General features: G+C 65.2%; 22 protein-coding genes. 9 read left to right on the top strand and 13 right to left on the bottom strand.

All coding sequences use genetic code 11. The features are described 5' to 3' along the window. Positions 1-261: 261 nt before the first annotated feature. Positions 262-471 (bottom strand): hypothetical protein, encoded by a 210-nt coding sequence (locus CWS35_RS39280; RefSeq protein WP_024583944.1) that lies wholly within the window; start codon positions 469-471, stop codon positions 262-264. Positions 472-713: 242 nt separating this feature from the next. Here CWS35_RS39280 and CWS35_RS35070 point away from each other — a divergent pair, with 242 nt between their 5' ends. Together CWS35_RS35070 and CWS35_RS35065 are read left to right on the top strand one after the other, a co-directional pair. Continuing rightward, positions 714-1,157, top strand: a complete 444-nt coding sequence (locus CWS35_RS35070) for a hypothetical protein (protein WP_029879891.1) — start codon at positions 714-716, stop codon at positions 1,155-1,157. A gap of 108 nt (positions 1,158-1,265) precedes the next feature. Then, positions 1,266-2,501: an MFS transporter gene (locus CWS35_RS35065; RefSeq protein ID WP_043855708.1), complete on the top strand. Its 1,236-nt coding sequence runs from the start codon at positions 1,266-1,268 to the stop codon at positions 2,499-2,501. A 69-nt stretch (positions 2,502-2,570) separates the two neighbouring features. On the opposite strand, the gene CWS35_RS35060 is transcribed toward CWS35_RS35065, so the two are convergent. After that, a complete protein-coding gene (locus tag CWS35_RS35060; protein WP_024583941.1) occupies positions 2,571-3,062 on the bottom strand; it encodes a MarR family winged helix-turn-helix transcriptional regulator in 492 nt (163 codons plus the stop codon). 312 nt (positions 3,063-3,374) lie between these two features. On the opposite strand from CWS35_RS35060, the gene CWS35_RS35055 reads away from it, so the two are divergent. From CWS35_RS35055 to CWS35_RS35045, 3 genes are all read left to right on the top strand, one after another. Beyond that, positions 3,375-4,934, top strand: coding sequence for a porin (locus CWS35_RS35055; protein ID WP_024583940.1), 1,560 nt, complete (start codon positions 3,375-3,377; stop codon positions 4,932-4,934). 416 nt (positions 4,935-5,350) lie between these two features. Beyond that, the gene (locus CWS35_RS35050) at positions 5,351-5,941 is read left to right on the top strand and encodes a MarR family winged helix-turn-helix transcriptional regulator (protein ID WP_100955669.1); all 591 of its coding nucleotides are present in this window, start codon (positions 5,351-5,353) and stop codon (positions 5,939-5,941) included. A gap of 622 nt (positions 5,942-6,563) precedes the next feature. Next, on the top strand, positions 6,564-7,541 hold the full coding sequence (locus CWS35_RS35045) for an alpha/beta hydrolase (RefSeq protein WP_157817317.1): 978 nt from the start codon (positions 6,564-6,566) through the stop codon (positions 7,539-7,541). A 29-nt stretch (positions 7,542-7,570) separates the two neighbouring features. Here CWS35_RS35045 and CWS35_RS35040 read toward each other — a convergent pair whose 3' ends face one another. The 8 genes from CWS35_RS35040 to CWS35_RS35005 all read right to left on the bottom strand — a co-directional run bounded on the left by CWS35_RS35040 (position 7,571) and on the right by CWS35_RS35005 (position 13,548). Further along, the gene (locus CWS35_RS35040; RefSeq protein WP_100955667.1) at positions 7,571-7,975 is read right to left on the bottom strand and encodes a DUF4864 domain-containing protein; all 405 of its coding nucleotides are present in this window, start codon (positions 7,973-7,975) and stop codon (positions 7,571-7,573) included. 78 nt (positions 7,976-8,053) lie between these two features. Beyond that, positions 8,054-9,619, bottom strand: a complete 1,566-nt coding sequence (locus tag CWS35_RS35035) for a caspase family protein (protein ID WP_100955666.1) — start codon at positions 9,617-9,619, stop codon at positions 8,054-8,056. Positions 9,620-9,762: 143 nt separating this feature from the next. Beyond that, a complete protein-coding gene (locus tag CWS35_RS35030) occupies positions 9,763-10,041 on the bottom strand; it encodes a cyd operon YbgE family protein (protein ID WP_157817316.1) in 279 nt (92 codons plus the stop codon). Then, positions 10,031-10,147 (bottom strand): cytochrome bd-I oxidase subunit CydX, encoded by a 117-nt coding sequence (gene cydX / locus CWS35_RS35025; protein ID WP_063830200.1) that lies wholly within the window; start codon positions 10,145-10,147, stop codon positions 10,031-10,033. Before cydX ends, CWS35_RS35030 begins: the two co-directional genes overlap by 11 nt. 15 nt (positions 10,148-10,162) lie before the next feature. Beyond that, entirely contained in the window at positions 10,163-11,299 is a 1,137-nt protein-coding gene (cydB, locus tag CWS35_RS35020; protein ID WP_100955664.1) for a cytochrome d ubiquinol oxidase subunit II, read from the bottom strand. Between the two features lie 10 nt (positions 11,300-11,309). Further along, positions 11,310-12,875: a cytochrome ubiquinol oxidase subunit I gene (locus CWS35_RS35015; protein ID WP_100955663.1), complete on the bottom strand. Its 1,566-nt coding sequence runs from the start codon at positions 12,873-12,875 to the stop codon at positions 11,310-11,312. Next, positions 12,872-13,051, bottom strand: a complete 180-nt coding sequence (locus CWS35_RS35010; protein ID WP_157817315.1) for a hypothetical protein — start codon at positions 13,049-13,051, stop codon at positions 12,872-12,874. The genes CWS35_RS35015 and CWS35_RS35010 overlap by 4 nt, the downstream gene beginning before the upstream one ends. A 62-nt stretch (positions 13,052-13,113) precedes the next feature. Beyond that, complete coding sequence (locus CWS35_RS35005) at positions 13,114-13,548, bottom strand: hypothetical protein (protein ID WP_024583931.1); 435 nt, start codon at positions 13,546-13,548, stop codon at positions 13,114-13,116. A 140-nt stretch (positions 13,549-13,688) separates the two neighbouring features. Here CWS35_RS35005 and CWS35_RS35000 point away from each other — a divergent pair, with 140 nt between their 5' ends. After that, a complete protein-coding gene (locus tag CWS35_RS35000) occupies positions 13,689-14,441 on the top strand; it encodes a Crp/Fnr family transcriptional regulator (protein WP_100955661.1) in 753 nt (250 codons plus the stop codon). Between the two features lie 218 nt (positions 14,442-14,659). Here CWS35_RS35000 and CWS35_RS34995 read toward each other — a convergent pair whose 3' ends face one another. Next, on the bottom strand, positions 14,660-15,208 hold the full coding sequence (locus CWS35_RS34995) for a cupin domain-containing protein (RefSeq protein ID WP_024583929.1): 549 nt from the start codon (positions 15,206-15,208) through the stop codon (positions 14,660-14,662). A gap of 148 nt (positions 15,209-15,356) precedes the next feature. Between CWS35_RS34995 and CWS35_RS34990 the strand changes: the two genes are divergently transcribed. From CWS35_RS34990 to CWS35_RS34980, 3 genes are all read left to right on the top strand, one after another. Next, entirely contained in the window at positions 15,357-16,685 is a 1,329-nt protein-coding gene (locus CWS35_RS34990) for an aspartate aminotransferase family protein (RefSeq protein ID WP_024583928.1), read from the top strand. A 106-nt stretch (positions 16,686-16,791) separates the two neighbouring features. Beyond that, positions 16,792-18,057 carry a D-amino acid dehydrogenase gene (locus CWS35_RS34985; RefSeq protein WP_100955660.1) on the top strand — a complete coding sequence of 422 codons (1,266 nt, stop codon included), beginning with the start codon at positions 16,792-16,794 and terminating at the stop codon, positions 18,055-18,057. Positions 18,058-18,155: 98 nt separating this feature from the next. Continuing rightward, positions 18,156-18,839, top strand: coding sequence for a FadR/GntR family transcriptional regulator (locus CWS35_RS34980; RefSeq protein WP_024583926.1), 684 nt, complete (start codon positions 18,156-18,158; stop codon positions 18,837-18,839). A gap of 3 nt (positions 18,840-18,842) precedes the next feature. Here CWS35_RS34980 and CWS35_RS34975 read toward each other — a convergent pair whose 3' ends face one another. Both CWS35_RS34975 and CWS35_RS34970 read right to left on the bottom strand, forming a co-directional pair. Then, the gene (locus CWS35_RS34975; RefSeq protein ID WP_157817314.1) at positions 18,843-20,138 is read right to left on the bottom strand and encodes an MFS transporter; all 1,296 of its coding nucleotides are present in this window, start codon (positions 20,136-20,138) and stop codon (positions 18,843-18,845) included. 55 nt (positions 20,139-20,193) lie between these two features. After that, complete coding sequence (locus CWS35_RS34970) at positions 20,194-21,333, bottom strand: serine hydrolase (RefSeq protein ID WP_100955658.1); 1,140 nt, start codon at positions 21,331-21,333, stop codon at positions 20,194-20,196. Between the last annotated feature and the right edge of the window lie 2 nt (positions 21,334-21,335).

The following is a 21,335-nucleotide window of genomic DNA, read 5'->3' as shown; positions in this document are numbered from 1 at the left end:
CGCGACTGGCGGCTGCGGCCGCCAAGCGTCTGCGCGACGGCCGCAGGGCCGCCGTTCCGAAAGTGAGGCACCGCGCTGGCGTCCACGGGGATCTCCACCCGTCATACGCGTTCGACGACACTCGACTTCACTGGGCAATTCTTGCCGGGTGTATGGTTAGCAAAGGGTTAATAAGTGCTGGCTATGGCACTGCGCAGGTCGTCGCAGGCGCCGGGCAGGGGGACCTCGCCCGGCGACCGTCCCATGACGCCCGCGGATTGCTCAATGGGCGGAATGCATCCAGCTGCGCCACTGCGTCGGCTGGATGTCGAGCTGCCTGCTGCTGGCATGGTCGACCCAGTCGGCACCGTCCTTGTGGCATGGGAATGTCAGCGCATGGACCATGCCGTCGTAATCGAGGACACAGACCTCGAGCTCGCGGTCCGTCGGCGCTGACGCAACGGGTAGCCATTCGGTTGACGACGCATGCATGATGATCCTCCGACACTGTGCGCTTCGATGCTGACCTTGCTAGCGGCGCGCCGTCCCGGTGCGCCACCGGTGTGAGGCGGCTCGCATTGTATCAATCGTTCTCGTCAGCATGGATCACCGTTCGGCGACCGATATTCCCGCAATGGTCGGTCTGGCCACGACCGGCGCGGCATCCGATGCGGGTTGAACTTTCGCGGGCCGCCCTCCGACCAAGTTGCGAGCAACGCAATTCAGAGGCATCGATGTCGAAGCGGGCAGGTCGAGCGATGCTGATCGGATCTGCTGCGGTTGTTGCGTTGTGGTCGGCGCAGGTCCCGGCCGCGACGCTCCCCGACGACCGGAGCTGGCTGATCCGCATGATCGCCTGCAAGGCCAATGGCGCACTGATGGAGGTCTACCTCCCGCAATCCGTCGTGCTCGCCCCGCGCGGCGGCATGGCCGCCGGCCAAACCGTGGACGGCTACTACACGCTCGATCTCACCGAATTCAACAAGGGCAAGGGCCTCGAGCCGGTGCACGTGACGATGAGCGCGGACAAGAAGTTCGTGACGGTCGATCAATACACGCGCGGGCTGTCGCCGACGCGCATTCCCGTCGGTGGCGGTACGGTCGATTTCGATCACCGGTTCGGGCTCGACGCCAAATGCGGTCCGTTCCAGGCGCAGGATCCGAACTACCGCAATTGAAACGTCTCACGCGCCGGTGGGTTCACCGCGCCCCCTTGCTGCTGCATGCCTAATCTCTCGGCAATGTGGCTTGACCTTGAGCCGAATGCCGACGAAGTTCCGGCTGCCGTGGTCATTTCTTCTCAATTTTCCCCTGAAGCCGCAACGTTCATTCCCGACTCGCGCCGGGCGTGGCTGCGCCTCATCGTCGCCGTGGTGATCGGTTCGCTCGGCAGCGTCGGCATGTGGTCGGTGGTGGTGGCCTTGCCGGCGGTGCAAACCGACTTCGGCGCGAGCCGTGGAACGGCCTCGCTCGCCTTCACGCTGGTGATGCTCGGCTTCGGCATCGGCCAGGTCGTAACCGGCAAGATCAGCGACCGCTACGGCATCGTCGCTGCGATCGGAGCCGGGATCGGCATTCTTGGCCTCGGCTATATCGGCGCCGGTTATGCGCCGTCGATCTGGGCTTTCATTCTGCTGCATTTCGCCATCGGCCTGTCGTCGGCCGCGACCTTCGGTCCGCTGATGGCGGAGGCGTCGCACTGGTTCGAGCGCTACCGCGGGCTCGCGGTCGCGATCGCCGCCAGCGGCAATTATGTCGGCGGCACGGTGTGGCCGCCGCTGGTCAATTTCGGCATCCAGAGCGTCGGCTGGCGCACCACCCATATCGCGATCGGCATCTTCACCGCGGTCGCGATGGCGCTCGCGCTCGCCGTGCTGCGGATGCTGATGGGGGCTGCGACCCGGCGCAGCCATGTCAATGCGGCGCCGCCGCGGGTCGACCTCAGGCTGTCGACCAACGCGCTGACTGCGATCCTGTCGCTGGCGTCGATATCCTGCTGCGTGGCGATGTCGATGCCGCAGGTCCACATCGTCGCCTATTGCGGCGATCTCGGCTACGGCGTGGCGCGCGGCGCCGAGATGCTGTCGCTGATGCTGGGCTTCGGCATCATCAGCCGGATCGGCTCCGGCTTCCTCGCCGACCGGATCGGCGGCATCCGAACGCTGTTGATTGGCTCGGTGGCGCAGGGCTCGGCGCTGCTGTTCTACCTGTTCTTCGACAGCCTGACCTCGCTCTATGTCATCTCGGCGATGTTCGGCCTGTTCCAGGGCGGCATCGTGCCGAGCTATGCCATCATCGTGCGCGAGGCGATGCCGGCATCGGAAGCGGCGACGCGGATCGGCATCGTGATCTTCGCCTCGGTGTTCGGCATGTCGTTCGGCGGCTGGATCTCCGGCGTGATCTTCGACGCCACCGGCTCCTATGCCGCGGCCTTTGCCAACGGTCTGGCCTGGAACCTGCTCAATGTCAGCATCGTCCTGCTGCTCCTGATGCGGGCGCGGCAGCGGCTGGCCGTGGCCTGATCCGGAACGCACGCCACCCGCCGCAAAGCGACGAGACCATGATGCGCTTCCGTCGCAGCGCACCAAGAACTAAAGACCGGCCGAAATCCTGGCGATCGCCTTCTCCAGGCGATTCTTGATGGAGTCCATCTTGCCAGCGAGCTGCACCAGCTCGCGCAGATCGAGGTCGGCATAGACGAACTCGTTCAACTCCCGCCGCTGCGAGGACAGGTTCGCCATCTGCTTCTTGGCGTGATCGGTCAACGACAGGTTCACGACACGGGCATCTTCGGTCGAGCTCTTGCGGCGCAGCAAATTCTTCTTCTCGAGCAGTTTCGACTGGGTGACCACGAACGATTGATCGACGCGCAGCGCCCGCGAAACGGCGCCGACGGGCAGGCCGACATTGCGGTCCTCGGCATTCGCCAGCACGGTCATGATCATCCATTGCGGACCCGTGATTCCGATCATCTTGGCCCAGATGCTGCGCAACTCCTCCAGGCGGGTGCTGGTCGACACGATTTCCCAGGCCAGTCGTTCGGCTGCGTCCTGCAGTTTGTCGGTCGATCTGCGCTCGGTCATGGCGTCCCTTAACAAAAATTCATCTTCACAGATATCGAGCGATTTTTGAAGGCGGCCAGACAAAAATGTTCGTCGATGCGTTGCCTGAAGGACACATGGGTGCGCAAACATAGAATGACTAACTAATATAAGTTGAATATGTGACTGCCCAATAGCATTGTTCCGCCCCGTAGATGGGGGGCATCCACCATCTCACGCCTGCAGTGGCCGAGTTGACCACGAGCATCTTGAAAGCGGCTGCGCGGCAGCGGTTTTCGAGACGGGGAACGTTTGTCGCTTTGCCGTCGCGCAAGGCATCACTTGGAGGATAGCATGAATATCGTTAAGGGCCTTTTGTTGGGCTCGGTGGCAGCTCTCGTTGCGAGCAGTGGCGCTATGGCGGCCGACCTTCCGGTCAAGGCCAAGGCGGTCGAGTATGTGAAGGTCTGCTCGCTCTATGGTCCGGGGTTCTATTTCATTCCGGGCACCGACACGTGCATCAAGCTCGGCGGCTACTTGCGTGTCGACGTTCTCGCCAACACCAACTCGGATCATACCGGCAACTATGCCGGTCAGGCCGGCGCACAGAACCGCTTCACCAACGGCTACACCTGGCGTTCTCGTGAAGACCTCAACGTCGATACCCGCACCGCCACCGAATACGGCGTGGTGCGCACCTTCTTCGACGCGACCTTCAACTGGACCTCGGACAGCTATGGCGCCGGCGCCGCTGCCGGCTCGACCGTCTACTCGCCGATCGGAACCAATGCTGCGCCGAACAATGGCAGCTCGGGCGGTGTCGCCGCCGGTACGGTTGGCGTCTACTACGCCTTCATCCAGTTCGCCGGCTTCACCATCGGTAAGGCGGTCTCGCAGTTCTCGGCGCCGTGGGCCAACTATCCCGGCAACAACTTCGACGGTCTGGTCGGCGGCGGCGGCACCATCACCGGCGTCAACCAGTTCACCTACACCGCGCAGTTCGGCAACGGCGTGTCGCTGTCGCTGTCGGCTCAGGATCAGTCGGCCTATACCCAGGCCGGCGTGCAGAATCTCGGCGCGCTCGGGACCGGTGCGCTCGGCGTCTACGGCGCGAGCGATTATGCCGGCACCATTGCGCCTGACCTGATCGCGGCTCTCCGCGTCGACCAGGCCTGGGGCCTGTTCCAGGCGTCGTTCGCGGCGCACGACAATCATGCGGCCTACTACGGCGGCACTGAGTTGACCGGTCATCCGGACGACAAGTGGGGCTGGGCCGGTGCACTGGCTCTGTCGATCAAGAACATCCCGACCGGAGCCGGCGACACCATCAACGTCCAGGGCGTCTATACCAACGGCGCGACGCGCTACAACATCCAGGATCTTTCGGGAGCCGGCGCGTTCACCTACTTCGGCAACACCAGCGTTCCCGGCGCCTACCAGAGCATCGGCTTCGGCATCGCGCCGGACAGCGTGTTCGTCACCGGCGGTCAGCAGCAGCTGATCACGACCTACGGCCTGCGCGGTGCTTACATTCACAACTGGAACCCGTACTGGAACACCAGCATCTATGGTGCGTGGGCCCAGGTGAACTACAACGGCACTGCCAAGAGCTACATCTGCGGGCCGGGCGGAACCGGTGTGGGTGGATCGTTCGGCATCCTGCTCGGTGCCACCTCGAACCTGACGTCGTGCAACCCCGACTACAGCATTGCCCAGATCGGCACGCAGACCCAGTGGACGCCGGTGAAGAACCTGACGTTCTCGGCCGACTTCACCTACACCCATCTGGATCAGAACTACGCTGGTACGGTCACCTATCCTGGCAGCGCTTCGATCGGCAAGCCGGCTGCTGTGTACTCTCTCAGCAACCAGGACACCTACATGCTGCTGCTCCGCGCTCAGCGCAACTGGTAAGCGCTTGAGCTGATCACCAAGGGGCCCCGGCGGGTAACCATCGGGGCCCTGATCTTTGAGCAAGACGTTGTTATATGATTTACTAACATTATTGCATCATGTACAAACGCGTGTCGGTTGCTCTGCCGACCATGATGATGAGGAGATATTGGACGTCTTCATGAACTAACCTCCAAAGCCTCCGGCAATGCCCTGCCGGAGGCTTTTCATTTCAGCACCATCGGGCGTGCGTTTCAGCGGAGCACCGGCATCGCCGCGCAATGCTCCGGCGGGGCGCAAATCATCGTGAAGTCCGGGATCGAAATCCGGCTCGCATCGTGATGCGCGGCGCGAGCGGATGATCTGGACGAACGAAGTTGCGTCAGTTATGTGACTATATCATTTAATTGTGCCGCTCTCAGGAAGCGCCGCTCGGCATGACGAAGGCAACCGCAGAATCCGGCCGCAACCGCAGGCCTTCGTCGGCCCAGTCCCGGAGCGCGTCCGGCGCTCCGCCGCGAACCGGTCGTGTCGCGAAGGCGACCGAGTTGCAGTTGCAGCGGCTCACCGGCTGCCTGCACTCCCTGTCGTCGCGCCACCATCACCTGACGCAGGGCTATGCGGCGCATGCCGGCATCGCGGGCATTCAATACACGATCCTGACCACGATCCGCTATCTCGAGACCAAAGGCGACGTCTTCCCGGTGACCATCGCCGCTTATCTCCGCCTGACCAGCGCCGGCGTGACGAAGGCGATCCAGCACCTGAGCGAACTCGGGCTGGTCGAGAAGGCCGGGGATCTGGATGATCGTCGCCGCACCAAGCTGGCTGTCACGCAAGGCGGCTGCGCGCTGCTGGACTCGCTCGCGCCGATGCAGTCGAACGTCAACGATGTCTGGCTGGAGTGCATGAGCGACGAGGAATTCTCGATCTTTCTCGATCTCGTGGAGCGATTCGTCAGATCGAGTGATCGCGCGCTCGCGGTGCAGGGCTACCTCGGCAAGGATGGCAGCATCGTCGCTCTTTAGCTTGCTGATCGACTGGCGCAACGCCGGCGCGTTCAGGCGGCTTGTGGTGAAGTCACGCTCGAGTGATTGGCGGTGCGCCAGTACTCGCGAACCCGTGAGCGCACGTGGCGCGGCGGCCGGTTCGGCACGCTTCGCCACACGCAATGAGCCAGTCGAACACATTCGAGGCATTTACCGAGCATCTGCTCGGCAGACGATTGCTGCGGCAACATTCTGCCGCAGGCATAAGCGCAACGCATTCCTGCGCCGCCTTATCGACGATTGTCGCCGCCGAACGACTTCAATTAAATGAACGCCCATTGGAATAAGTTTGTGGGAGAGCCGGGTGATTGGCGTTTGCGATTTCGGCGCCAACGTCGCGTGGCGACAGACGCGGCGGCTCGTCGGCTCGGATTGGCGGACTCGTATCGATAATTCGTACCTGCCGCAGAGCCGGGTGCCAACGAGTTGACCACATATGCATGACAACCGTGAGGCGCGAGGCACCGCGTCAAGCAGCGTCGAGTTCGACGACAAGGGCTGGCCCGCGTGGCCGGAACGCGAGGATCTGTCGGCGGAGTTCATCAAGCTCCTGGCTGCTGCGCAGGAAGGTGGCTCGTCGGTCTCCGAATGTTGGTTGACGTTGAGCAAGATCGACCTCGCCTCGGAGAATTCGTGGTCGGGAGAGTGGATCAAGACCGCCGAACTGAACGAAGCGAGAGCCGAACATGCGTCGCTCGGCGGAAACATGATAACCGCCCGTCGCAACTGGCTTCGTGCGACGACGTACTTTCACGCCGCCGCCAGGCCACCCGGATACTCGAATGATCTGCTGAAGCGTGCCGTCGACGGCATGCGGCGATGCGCGGTCAACTTTCTGAAGAGCCGGGTTCCGGCCGGCCAGGTGCTCTCGATTCCGTGGACCGATGAATTGTCGCTCCAGGCCTATTATTTGCCGTCGGCGTTTCGCGATGACGGGCCCGTCATTGTCTGCATCGGCGAGCCGGGTTCCTACAAGGAAGAGTTGATCACCAAATACGCCAGCCATGCCAACGAGCGCGGATTCTCGCTGCTCGCCGTGGATCTGCTCGGGACTCAGACGGCCCTGCCTCCGCAATGGCTCGACGGCCACAAGTTCGAGGCCGCCATGAGCCGCGTGCTGGATTTCCTTTCGGAGAAGCCGGGGGTCGACGACACCCGGATCGCCATCGTGGCGGACGCGTGCAATTCGTCCCTGGTCGCCCGCGCGGCGGCCACCGACGCCAGGTTTGCCGCGGCCGTTTGCGACGCCGGGATCTGGGACTTGCACGAGAGAAGTTTCTTCCATCGGCAAGCGGGCGACGACACGCAAATCTGCTGGATCGACGAAGCCAACGCGATTTCACGCGGCATCGAATGTCCGGTGCTCGTCACGGCCGGCGAAGCCGGCTGGCTTCTGCCGGGTGCCTTGACGAAATTCGGCGACCAATTGAGCCACATTCATCGCGACGCCAGGCTGATCCTGTTCCGGCGTGCCGAAACCGGTGCCATGCAGGGACACATCGACAACCCCACATTGGCCAATGAGGTGATCTTCGATTGGCTCGAGGACAGGCTCCGGATAAGGAAGGGCCTGTCCTAGGGGATCACCGGCGGATCCGGAGGCCGCGATCACACCGACTGGCCGGCCTTGAGCAGCGCGCAGCCGGTGATCTTCAAACTGCCGTCGGCCTGCCGCTCCAGCGTGTAGAGCGCCTCCCACGCCTCGCCGTTGGCGTCGACGATGTGGACGCGTTGCGCGATCCGGCCGCCGTCGCTCTGCGCCGCGCCGAACTCGAAGCTGCGGTGGCGGTAGACCGGCGCGTATTTGCTCTGCACCATCGACATGAAGATGTCGGCCTGCGGAAAGATCTGCTGGATCGCGGGCGCGGCATAGGAATAGGCGCCCGCGGCGTCGTCCCGGCCGAACGCCTGCTCCTGGGCGCGGATCACGTCCTGCGCGGCGCCGACGTCGTCGGCCCGGGCGGGCGAGGTGAGGGCGAGCAGGATGGCGGCAATGAGGACGATCGCGCGCATGCGGGGCTCCGTGTCGGATACCTGTTGTTACGGATGACACCCCACGCCGGTTTCCGCCGCAAGCAACGAAGTTGCCGCTCAGCGCCGCATCCCGCGCAGGTTCTGCTTCGCCTCGGGATTGCCGAGCGCGGCAGCCTTCTCGAACCATTGCCGCGCAAGCCTGGCGCTGCGGGCAACGCCGTCGCCCTCGTTGTAGATCACGCCGAGGCCGTTCATGCTGGCGGCGTTGTTCAGCGCGGTGCCCAGCTCGAACAGGCGAAGGGCCTCGGCATAGTCGCGCCCGGTGCATTTGCCGCGCAGATAGAGCAGGCCGAGATTGTTCATGGCGTCGGGATCGCCGGCCGCCACCGCGCTTTCGTAGAGCCTGACCGCCTCGGCGCAGTTGCGGCCCACGCCACGTCCCATCTCGTAGAGCCAGCCGAGGTCGACCATCGCGATCGGCTCACCGGCATCGACCGACTTCCTGTACCACCGTGCGGCTTCGGCACTGTCGAGCGGCACGCCGTTGCCGCCCTCATACATGACGCCGATATTGTGGGCGGCGAGCGGATAGCTTGCCGCGGCCGCTTGGTCGAACAAGCGGCGTGCCTCGGCATAGTCCTTGCGCGCGCTGGCGACCCGGCCGGCCTCGAAGGCGAAGCGGCCGACGCCGGGATAGGCCTGCATCGCCGCGTTGTAGGCCGCGGTCGCCTCCGGAATCCTGATCTTGTCGATGTCGACGCCCGGCTCGCTCGCGGCATGGCCGAGGTCGTAGGGCATCGCGGCGAGACGATCGCAGTCGGTCACGAGATCGCGGCGCAGCGCCTCGTCCGACGGCCGCGATTGCGCGGCGGTCGCCTCCGAGGTCAGTGACGCCTTAACCGCTTGCGGCACCGGCTCGCCGGCAAAATAGAATTTGGTCGCGATCGGCGAGGAGGCGAGCCACGGCAGCTGCCGGCCGCGGGTCGCCTTCTCCACCGCAAGCCCGACCTCGTTGAAGGTCCTGAACAGGCCATAGCCCCGATGCCGGATGGTCTCGGCCAGCGCACGCGTGTACGGGCTGTGGCCATTGTCGCCGTCGAGCGCGACGCTGCGCGGCTGGGTCGCGAACGAGATCAGCGTGCCGGGCGGCGCCTGCATCTGCGCCAAGCCGCCGGTCCTGGAATGCACGCCGCGATCGCGAAACGGATTGTCGCGGCAGGCATCCAGCAGCACGAGGTTGATGCCGGCGCCGGACTTCTCCATCTGGTCGATCACGCCGGCCATCCCGATGCCCTGCATGAATACGTCACCCTCGTCGCCGGGATTGGCGTCGACCGGAACGAGGTAATTGAGGCCGTGGGTCTCGACGCCGTGGCCGGCGTAATAGAACAGCGCCACATCGGCGCCGTCGAGCTCGCGTCCGAACGCCTGCAATGCCGCCTCGAAGCCTGGCTTGGTCAGATCGACCTGCGCACCACCGCCGACCACCAGGAAACCGAGCGAGGCGAGCGTATCCGACATCAGCCTGGCGTCGCCGGCCGGGTTCGGCAGTTGCGGCGCGCTCCGGTAGGCGGAATTGCCGATCACCAGCGCGACGCGTTTCTCCGCCTGCGCCGAGGTGCCGATGCACAGCACGAATGCCGCGACGATCAGGCGCGACAGGATGCCGTTTCGGCCGGACATGGGGATGCGCTCCGCGGGGCGGGATGGCCTTGCTCGTGATTGGTCGGAATGGCCGGGGCGAAGGTTCGACCCAACGCTTCGCCCACGGTCCGGTCACCGGCGGCTGGTGGAGCGCCGGGCGTGCCGGCGCGGATTCCTGCCGCTCACGCCATGGCCATGAGAAGTGCCCCGGCCAGCATCAGAGTCCACGCGCAGGCCGGCCCGAACAGGATCCGGAGCAGGGCGCCGTCCGGCCGGTATCCGATGCCATGGACGAACGCAGCCGCGACGCCGAGCATCAGCACCGGCAGCGCGGTATGCAGTCGTGCCTCCGCCACGTGGCGGAGCAGGAACGGAAACAGCATCAGCGCGAGACTGACCGCCAGCGCGGCGGCGAAGGACGCCGCGCGGACGGCCGCCGCCACCGTGCCGTCACGGCGCATTGCGGTCGTTGGCGCTGTCCTGGGCATTGAGCTCGAACCACATGGCGTTGAGGATGGCGAAGGTCGCGGCGAAGCCGACGCCGAGGATCCATGAAAAGTACCACATTGCTGGTGATCTCCCTCAGTAGGAATGTCCGCCGCGTTCGATCATCGCGGCCGTGATCGGTCCGCGCAGCACGCGGTAGACCCAGGCGGTGTAGAGCAGGATGATCGGCAGGAAGACGGCGGTCGCGAACAGCATGATCTTCAGCGTCAGGTGGCTCGACGAGGAGTCCCAGACCGTGAGGCTGGCGTGCGGGTCGAGCGACGACGGCAGCATGAACGGAAACACGCTGAGCCCCGCGGTGGCGACGACGCCGGCAACACCGACGCTGCTGCACAGGAACGCCGCCATCGCGCGCCGTGCCGACACCAGCGCCGCGGCGAGCGCCAGCATCGCGATGGCGGCGATTGGCGCGGCCATGCTCCATGGATAGGCATGGTAATTGTCGAGCCAGGCGCCGGCGCGCCGCGTCACCTGCTTGGCGAGCGGGCTCGACGGTCCGTCATGCGCGAGCTGCGATGTGATGGTGTAGCCGTCGATGCCGAACGCGACCCAGGCGCCGGCGAGCACGAACAGCACGATCGCGACGGGCCCGGCCAGCCGCGCGGCCCGCGCCGCGCGATCGGCGACCGGTCCGCTCGCCTTCAGCGCCAGATAGCATGCCCCGTGCAGCGTCAGCATCGCGACGCTGACGAGGCCGCAGACCAGCGCGAACGGGTTGAGCAGGCCGAGCAGATTGCCCTCATAGATCATCCGCAGCGTATCGTCGAAGCGGAACGGGACGCCGACGATCACGTTGCCGAAGGCGACGCCGAAGATCAGCGCCGGGACCAGCCCGCTGACGAAGATCGCGACGTCCCATGCAGCCCGCCAGCGCGGGCGGTCCAGCTTGCTGCGGAACTTGAACGCGACCGGGCGCAGGATCAGCGCCGCCAGCACCAGGAACATCGCGAGATAGAAGCCGGAGAACGCCACCGCATAGAGCATCGGCCACGCCGCAAAGATCGCGCCGCCGCCCAGGATCAGCCAGACCTGATTGCCTTCCCATACCGGGCCAACGGTGTTGATCGCGATGCGGCGCTCGATGTCGGTGCGCGCCACGAATGGCAGCAGGATCGCTACGCCGAGATCGAAGCCGTCCATCACCGCGAAGCCGATCAGCAGGATCCCGAGCAGCGCCCACCAGATCAATCGCATCGTTTCGTAGTCGAACATGACAGTCTCCCTATTCGGCGGGGCTTGCGGCGAGCCGCAATGCGGACTGCTCCGACGGGGCACCCGAGGGAGGCCCGTCCTTCACGGTCTTCACCATCAGGTAGACGTCGACCACCGCGAGCGTCGAATAGAACACGACGAAGCCGATCAGCGTGGTCCACACATCGGCCGCGGAGATGCTCGAGACCGCGAGGAAGGTCGGCAATACGCCTTCGATCACCCAGGGCTGCCGCCCCACCTCGGCGACGATCCAGCCGAGCTCGGCCGCGACCCATGGCAGCGGCAGGCTGATCAGCGCCAGCCACAGGAAGCTGCGATAGCGCTCGAGCCGCCGCAGGCTCGCCAGCATGAAGGCGAGCGCGAACAGCGCAATGAAATAGAAGCCGAGTCCGACCATGATCCGGAAGCTCCAGAACAGCGGCGATACCGCCGGCACGGTGCTCCACGCCGTGGCGGCGATCTCGTCGGCCGTGGCATTGCCGATGTCGGGACGGATCCGCTTCAAGAGCAGCGCATAGCCGAGATCGGCGGCGGTCGCATCGAGCCGCGCCCGTTCGGCGTCCGATGGCTGCTTGCGCAGCTTCTCGAGCGCGTCATAGGCGATCAGGCCGGAGCGGATGCGCTGCTCGGCGTGGCCGACCAGCTCCTTGATGCCCGGCACGGTCTTGTCGATCGAGCGGGTCGCGATCAGACCGAGCATCCAGGGGATCTTGACCTCGTAATTGGTGCGCCGGTTGGCGAGGTCGGGCAGCCCGAACAGCGTGAACGAGGCGGGGGCCGGCTCGGTGTCCCACATCGCCTCGATCGCCGCGATCTTCATCTTCTGGTTCTCGCCGGCAGTGTAGCCGCTCTCGTCGCCGAGCACGACGACGGAGAGCGCGGCGGCGAGCCCGAAGCTCGCCGCGACCGTCATCGATCGCTTGGCGAGCTCGACATGGCGGCCGCGCAGCAGATAGAACGCGCTGATCGAGAGCACGAACATCGCTCCGGTGACGTAGCCGGCGCTGACGGTGTGGACGAATTTGGCCTGCGCGACCGGGTTGAACAGCACGGCCATGAAGTCGGAGACTTCCATCCGCATCGTGTCGGGATTGAACTTGGCGCCGACCGGATACTGCATCCAGCCATTGGCGATCAGGATCCACAGCGCCGACAGGTTGGAGCCGAGCGCGACCAGCCATGTCACCGTGAGATGCTGGATGCGGCCGAGCTTGTCCCAGCCGAAGAAGAACAGGCCGATGAAGGTCGCCTCGAGGAAGAACGCCATCAGGCCCTCGATCGCCAGCGGCGCGCCGAAGATGTCGCCGACATAGTGGCTGTAATAGGCCCAGTTCATGCCGAACTGGAATTCCATCGTGATGCCGGTGGCGACGCCCATCGCGAAGTTGATGCCGAACAGCACGCCCCAGAACTTGGTCATCTCCTTCCAGATCGTGCGTCCCGTCATCACATAGACGCTCTCCATCACGCCGAGCAGCACGGCGAGGCCCAGCGTCAGGGGCACGAACAGGAAGTGATAGAGCGCGGTCAACCCGAATTGCAGCCGCGATAGCGATACGACATCCATTGACGTCATCGGATGGATTCCCGGTTGTTGAGGGGTGGATGGTTCAGGATCTGGCGGTCGAGCGTGTCGGCATCGATGCGGGGGCGGCGGGCCGGTCCGAACACGAAGATCGCTGCGAGCACGACGATCACGATCTTGATCGCGACCACGGTCAGGACATTTCGCTTGAGATCGGAGGTGCTCATGGCACTCGGATCATACAGCAACTCAAGATTGCGTGCACTGATCCAGATCAAGACAGATTGTATCAATTGATCCGCCGGCTGGCGCGGCGCAGCGCCGCGGCGGTCGGGCATCCCGGGCCTCGCATATCCGATGTCACGAAGGGACGTTCGATGGTGACGGCCTGGCAGCCGTACTGCCGCGCAACATCGGCGATGACATCGGCCACCGCGTCGTCGATCTGCGATCCGGCAAGGTGGGCCACGATCAAATCGCTGATGCTGAGCCGCTTGCGGACGCGCAGGTCGCTGTCGATGCGATAGCTGAACAGCGCATGGATCACGCCGCGGCGATCGCGGATCGCGATCAGCCCGGTGCGGGGTGAACTGCTCCGGCCGTGCCGGCGTACGAATTGCAGCCACTGATCCGTGGTAATGCTGGCATCATGCATGAAGACCAGCGGATAGGCCGCGATGGCGTAATGCTGGTCGATCGGATGTGCCTGGAATTGCTCGTTCATCGTCCGAATTCCCCGATGAGCAGCGAAACTGTCGGGGAACGGCCGATGCGGCATTGATTTGCATCAATGCCGCGGACGGTTGATCCAGGTCAAATGACAGCCGATATAGTCGGGATCGAAACCATGCGGACCCCTGAGCGATGAGCATTGCCGGACCCCAGCACGAGACCTGTGCCGGCGCGACAGCGCGCGATTGCAAGCATGGCCGTGCCGCAAATGGCTGCGAGGACTGCAAGGTCAGGCTGTTCAGCGTCTGCGCGGCGCTGGAGGCGACCGAGCTCGACGAACTCGACCGCATCAGCCAGGCGAAGCTGGTCCCGGCCAGGACGACATTGTTCGAGCAGGGCTCGCTGGCGGGCAGTGTGTTCAACGTCACCGATGGCGTGGTGCGGCTCTACAAATCGTTGCCGGACGGCCGCCGGCAGATCGTCGGGTTTGCGCTGCCGGGCGATTTCCTCGGGCTCGCATTGCAGGACCGTTACGGCGTCACCGCCGAGGCGGTCACCGCGGTCTCGGTCTGTCGGTTCGCGCGGTCGGCGTTCCTCGGCTATATCGACGGCAAGCCGCATCTGTTGCGCCGCTTGCACGAATTCGCCGGGCATGAATTGAGCCTCGCGCAGGACCAGATGCTGCTGCTCGGCCGGCGCACCGCCGAGGAGAAGATTGCCGCGTTCCTGCTCAACATGCAGGCGCGTCATGCGCGCATCGGGGCGGTGTCGGTCACCGTGGCGCTGCCGATGAGCCGGCAGGACATCGCCGATTATCTCGGTCTCACCATCGAGACGGTGAGCCGCACGCTGACGCGGCTTGCGCGTGAGAAGGCGGTGTTGATCGTGCCGGACGGCGTCCGCCTGCTCGATCTGGAACGGCTCAAGCTCGCCGGCGCGGGCTGATCGTCACGATGTCGGTTTTGATCCAGCGCAAGGTGATGGGCGCGTCCGCGCGCTAGGCTTTCTCCGCAACATGCAGGAGAACACCGATGCCTCTCGACACCATCCTGGTCCTGATCGCCACCGTCGCGATGTTTGCCACCGTTGCCGCCGTGATCGCCTATGGCGATCGGCAGACCCGCGATCTCTGACGATGCTGCGGCCGCTGCCGGCAGCGGATTTCAAAATGTCGGCGGCGTGCAGGCCGAGATCACCTCGCACGGCTTGGCGCCGATGCAGCGGAAGCGGTGCGGGCGGCGGCTCTCGAAATAATAGGCATCGCCGGCATTGAGCACCCGCCGCTCGTCGTCGACCGTGACCTCGAGCCGGCCCGAGACCACGATGCCGCCTTCCTCGCCCTCATGCACCAGCGGCACCCGGCCGGTGTCGCTGCCGGGCTCGTAGCGCTCTTTCAGGATCTGCAACGCCCGGCCGAACAGATTGTCGCCGACCTGGAGGTAGGAGATCGGCTTCTTGCCGATCTCGGTCAGCTCGTCGGCGCGGTAGAACGCCCTGCGCGGCCGTTCCGGCTCGATCGCGAAGAATTCGGCGAGCCCCATCGGGATGCCGTCGAGGATGCGCTTCAGGGCGCCGACCGACGGGTTCATCTGGTTGGATTCGATCAGCGAAATCGTCGAATTGGTCACCCCGGAGCGCTTGGCGAGCTCGCGTTGCGACAGCTTGTGCCGCGCGCGGATGAATCGAAGCCGACCGCCAATGTCGACGCTCATGGCAAATCCCTGTTGCAGGTGTTGCGGATCGAACAAATCTTCGCAGACTGCCTCAACAAGATCAATGGCTTGCGCTGCGACAGAAAAGGACTTGTTGAGTGCCGGGAAGAGTGGTCCGACTAGGCAAACCCAGCCCATGGAGTGCACCGTGACCGTTCATCAGATTCCGAACACCATCAAGACCGATTCGTTCTGGATGCCGTTCACGGCCAACCGGCAGTTCAAGAAGGCGCCGCGGCTGTTCTCCTCCGCCAAGGGCATGTACTACACCTCGGTCGATGGCCGGCAGGTGATCGACGGCTCCGCCGGTCTGTGGTGCGTCAACGCCGGCCACAGCCGCCCGCAGATCGCCGCCGCCGTCGAGCGCCAGCTCTCCACGCTGGATTTTGCGCCCTCGTTCAACATGGGCCACCCGATGGCGTTCGACTTCGCCGAGCGTCTCGCCGAGATCGCCCCGAAGGGGCTGGATCGCATCTTCTTCACCAATTCGGGCTCTGAATCGGTCGACACCGCGCTGAAGATCGCGCTGGCCTATCACCGCGCCGCCGGCCAGCCGACCCGCACCCGTCTGATCGGCCGCGAGCGCGGCTATCACGGTGTCGGCTTCGGCGGCATGTCGGTCGGCGGCATGGTGGCCAACCGCCGCCAGTTCGCCAACCACCTGCCGAGCATCGACCATATCCGCCACACCCATGACATGGCGCGCAACGCCTTCGCCAAGGACCAGCCGGAGCATGGCGCCGAGCTCGCCGACGATGTCGAGCGGATGGTGGCGCTGCACGGCGCCGACACCATCGCGGCCGTGATCGTCGAGCCGGTACCGGGTTCGACCGCGGTGCTGCCGCCGCCGAAGGGCTATCTGCAACGGCTGCGCGAGCTCTGCACCAAGCACGGCATCCTGTTGATCTTCGACGAGGTCATCACCGGCTTCGGCCGCCTCGGCGCGCCATTCGCCGCCAACTTCTTCGGCGTCACGCCGGACATGATGACAACCGCCAAGGGCATCACCAACGGCACCGTGCCGTGCGGCGCGGTGTTCGCCAGCCGCCAGATCCATGATGGGCTGATGGTCGGTCCCGACAACGCGATGGAGCTGTTCCACGGCTACACCTATTCGGCGCATCCGGTGGCCTGCGCGGCGGGTCTTGCCACGCTCGACATCTACAAGGACGAAGGCCTGCTGACCCGTGGCGCCTCGCTCGCCGAGTACTGGCGCGATGGCCTGCATTCGCTGAAGGGCCTGCCGAACGTCGTCGACATCCGCAATGTCGGCCTGATGGGCGCGGTCGAGCTCTCGCCGCGCGACGGCGCCGTCGGCGCACGCGGCTACGACGTCATGGTCGACTGCTTCAATCGCGGCCTCTACTTCCGCATGAGCGGCGACTCGCTGGCGTTGTCGCCGCCCTTGATCGTCGAGAAGTCGCATATCGACGACATCGTCTCGATCCTCGGCGACGCCATCAAGCGCGTGGCCTGATAATTGCTAGCTATTTTCTAGCTAGCTCTACAAATTGCTGTCGCCGTTGCGAAGCAGAATGGTTTCGCAGCGGCGATTGCGTTTTCGTTGCAGGATGTGAGGAAAAGTGAAGGTCCTTGTTCTCGGCAGTGGCGTGATCGGCGTCACCTCGGCCTATTACCTCGCGCGTGCCGGCCATGAGGTGACGGTGATCGACCGGCAGCCGAAGCCCGCGCTGGAAACCTCCTTCGCCAATGCCGGCGAGGTGTCGCCGGGTTATTCGTCGCCCTGGGCCGGCCCGGGCGTGCCGGTGAAGGCGGTGAAGTGGCTGCTGATGAGACACGGCCCGCTGGTGATCCGACCGAAGCTCGATCCGGTGATGTGGCTGTGGCTGCTCAAGATGCTGCGCAACTGCACCACGGCGCGCTACGCCGTGAACAAGAGCCGGATGATCCCGATCGCGGAGTACAGCCGCGACTGCCTGCAAGCGCTGCGCGGCGAGATCGGCATCAAATACGACGAGCGCGCGCAGGGCACGTTGCAGCTGTTTCGCGAGCAGGCCCAACTCGATCACACCGGCGACGACATCGCCGTGCTCAAGCAATATGGCGTGCCGTTCGAGGTGCTCGACCGCGAGGGCTGCATCAAAGCCGAGCCGGCACTTGCCGGCGTCAAGCAGAAATTCGCCGGCGGGCTGCGTTTGCCGCATGACGAGACCGGCGACTGCCACATGTTCACGCAGGCTCTCGCGGTCGAAGCCGAAAAGCTGGGCGTGCGCTTCAACTTCGATACCGGCATCGACGGGCTGAACGCGGACGCGACCCGGATCACCGGCGTTGCGACCAGCGCCGGCGTGATGACCGCGGACGCCTATGTGCTGGCGCTCGGCAGCTATTCGCCGCATCTGGTGCGGCCGCTCGGCATCTCGTTGCCGGTCTATCCGGTCAAGGGCTATTCGATCACGGTGCCGATCAAGGACGCCAGCGGCGCGCCTGAATCGACCGTGATGGACGAGAGCTACAAGGTCGCGATCACCCGGCTCGGCGATCGCATCCGGGTCGGCGGCACCGCCGAGATTTCCGGCTACTCGACCAAGCTCTACGACGCGCGGCGCGCGACATTGGATCATTCGCTGACCGACCTGTTTCCGCGCGGCGGCGACCTGCCCAAGGCGACCTTCTGGTGCGGCCTGCGCCCGATGACGCCGGATGGCCCGCCGGTGATCGGCGCGACGCGCTATGCGAACCTGCACCTCAACACCGGCCACGGCACGCTGGGCTGGACCATGGCCTGCGGCTCGGGCCGGGTGCTGGCCGACATGCTGTCCGGCAAGACGCCGGAGATCGACACCAAGGAGCTGTCGATCAATCGCTACGATCATCGCTTTGGATAGCATGTCGCGTCGCGGGCCGGTCGCGTGAATAGCGCTATTCGGCTTCTTGCGGGGGTAGTAGACTCCCGCAACAGTCCTTTCAGGATAGCGAGCCCGACGTGCCGAGAGCGGCGCCATCAGATCAAGAGTCCGACGCCGAAGAAGCCAACGAGCTGCTCCATTTCATCGAGCAGAACGAGCTCGGCGAGGGCGACCGTCTGCCGCCGGAGCGCGAACTCGCCACCGAGCTCGGCATCAGCCGCCGCGCGTTGCGCAAGATCCTCACCCAGATGGAGCTCGAGGGGCAGCTCTGGCGCGGCCGCCGCAACGGCACGTTTCTCGGCCGCCGCACCGCCGGTCCCGTCAGCATCGAACGCCTGATCGCGCGCGGCAGTCCGGCCGCCGTGCTCGAGGCCCGCCTCGCCGTCGAACCCTCGATCGCCGCGATCGCTGCGGTCAACGCCAGCGAAGCCGATCTCGCCAACATCGAGACCTGCATGCGCCGCACCACCGAGGTGAAGGACGATGAGGCCTGGGTGCGCTGGGACGGCGCGTTCCACCTCGCGATCGCGGAGGCGACCCGCAATGACATCCTGGTCGGCCTGGTAACGGCGTTCAACGCCGCGCGATCGACCGGGGACTGGCAGGCCCTGCGGCTCGCCGCGATCACGCCCGAAAAGCGGCGCCGCTCGTTCGCCCATCACCGCGCGATCTGCGAGACGCTGCGGCGGCGCTCGGCCGACGACGCGGCTCGCGCGATGCGCGATCATCTGCTGACGACGCGACGGAACCTGTTCGAGTAACCGTCAGCCGATTGACTTGGCCCGTCGCCCGAGGTGATAGGCCGCGCGCCAGTAGTGGATGGCGGCCCACGCAGACATCAGCGACATGATCCCGAGCGACCAGCGCAGCGACTCGGCGCCGACGTACGGCACCAGGCGGTCGCTCAACAATCCGGTCAGGAAAGCGCCGCCGGCGATGCCGACGGCGTTGATGCAGAACATCGTCACCGCCGATGCGAAGCTGCGCGCATTCGGTTTTGCCAGCGACTGGATCGTCGCATAGGTCGGGCCGGGATAGAACAGCTGCAAGAAGGCCGAGACCGCGCCGAACGCCAGGAACAGGACATAGCTTGACGTCAGCAGCGAGATGATCTTGGCGATGGTCGAGATCAGGAACGCCGCCGCGAGCAGCCGGAAGCCATACCTGACGTCCTTGTTCGAGAGCCAGCCGGCGATCAATCCGCCTGCCAGCGTGCCGGCGATCGCAAGGATGCCGAGCAGCGTGCCGTAGGTCGCGCCGGTTGCCGCGGCCGACAGGTGGAAGGTGCGCATGATGTAGGCCGGCCCCCACGCGCTCACCGAACCGTTGGCGATGCCGAGGATCATGCCGCCGACGATGGTGTTGCGGATCGCCGGATCGCTCAGCAGCGCGACCAGGCTGCCTTCCGACATCTGCCGGCCCGAGGTGCTGAGATCGCGCGCCGGTTCGCGGACGGTGGTAGCGACGATGAAGGACAGCGCCAGGCCGACGCCGCCGACGATCATCAAGGTGGTGCGCCAGCCCAGCCGATCGGACAGCGCGCCGCCGACCGTCAATGCGATGAAGCTGCCGATCGCAATCCCGCAGGAGTAGATCGCGATCACCTTGGAGCGCTGGCCCGCCGGGAAATAGTCCGCGAACATCGAATGCGCGGCGGGCGTCAGCGCCGACTCGCCGAGCGCGACGCCGGTGCGGCTGAGCATGAATGCGAGGAACGAGTGGGTGGCGCCGCCGGCGGCCGTGAAGCCGCTCCAGATCGTCACCGCAACCGCGATGACGTATTTGCGCGCGATGCGGTCCGACAGTTTTGCGATCGGCATCGCGCCGGCGGCATACATCAGCGAGAAGGCAGGCCCCGCGATGATGCCGAGCTGGGTGTCGGTCAGCGCCAGGTCGCTCTTGATCGCCTGCACCAGGATGAAGGGGATTTTCGAATCCACGAAGGCGAGCGTGTAGCAGGCGGTGAGGATGAACACGACGTACCACGCGTACCAACCGGCATCGGCGGCCGTCTGCTCCGATTGAGGGGCTTCCTGCGCATCCGGTACGGCGATCGTCACGGCAATCTCCCCGTTCGGCGGCGCAGAGGCTGGATCGTCGGCGGCCGGTTGATGCTCATTGCAGGATCGCTGCGTGGACGAGCGTGCTCAGCGTATCCATGCGCTTGTTGTGCCATTCATTGTCCCTGCGGCAGTTGCTGAGGAAGGCGAACGACACGCCGCTGGTCGGATCGGCCCAGCAATAGGACGTGCCGACCCCGCTATGCCCGAAGGTTCTTGGATGCGCGATCGCGCCAAGTCCGCGCACCGTCAGCGAATGGCCGCGGCAGAACGGTCCGAGGCCGCGATGCATCGGATAGCCCATGTAATCGTCGACCATGTCGCCGGTGAAGTCGCGCGTCACGTAGTCGATCATGCGCGATGACACGATTCGCGTGCCCTGCCAGATGCCGCCCTGCGCCATCATCTGGTAGAAGACCGCCATCGCGCGCGCGGTCGCGTAGCCTCCGGCGCCGGGGATGCCTGCGCGCCTGAAGTGCGGCGTCGCTTCGATCGCGTCGGGTGGCCAGCGATCGTCCTGCTTCGGCGAATACATCAACGACCTGCGCCGGTCCTCACGCTCCGGCAGTCCGAGCACGATCTCGTCGGCGAGCCCGAGCGGCGCGATCACCCGCTTGCGGATCTCGTCGCGATAGTCGGCGCCGGTCAGCGCCTCGATGAGCACCGCGATGACCCAGTGCGCCGACATCCGATGATAGCTCAGCCGTGATCCGGGCGGCCAATCCAGCCTGAAATCGCAAACCGCCCGGCGCAGCAATTGGTGGTCGATGAAGCATGCCGCTGGCACCTCGGCGGCGGGAAAGCCGGCCTGATGGGTCAAGAGTTGCGCGACGGTGACGCCCTGCTTGCCGTGCGCGTCGAAGCCGGGCACATGCTCGGCGACGCGGTCGGTGAAGCGCAGCCGGCCGTCCTCGACCAGCGTCCAGACCGCGGCGGCGGTGATCACCTTGGTGTTGGAGAACAGCGGGAAGAGGGTGGTCTCGCCGACGGCAAGCGCGGGATCGAGCATGGCGTGGCCGAAGCAGCGATCAATCGCCAGCCGGCCGTGCCGCGCGACGGCGAGCTGCGCGCCGGGATGAAAACCCGCCGCGATGTGGCCGTCGATGATGCCGCAGGCCCGTTCGAGCTTGGCCGGGTCGAGGCCGAGCTCTTGCGGAGAGGCGACAGCAGTTTGCGACGTCGCTCCGACAGCCATCG

Source organism: Bradyrhizobium sp. SK17, from assembly GCF_002831585.1.
In the GTDB taxonomy this organism is placed as follows: domain Bacteria; phylum Pseudomonadota; class Alphaproteobacteria; order Rhizobiales; family Xanthobacteraceae; genus Bradyrhizobium.
The sequence above is the reverse complement of the archived record's forward strand: the minus strand, read 5'-3'. Positions and strand labels throughout refer to the sequence as shown.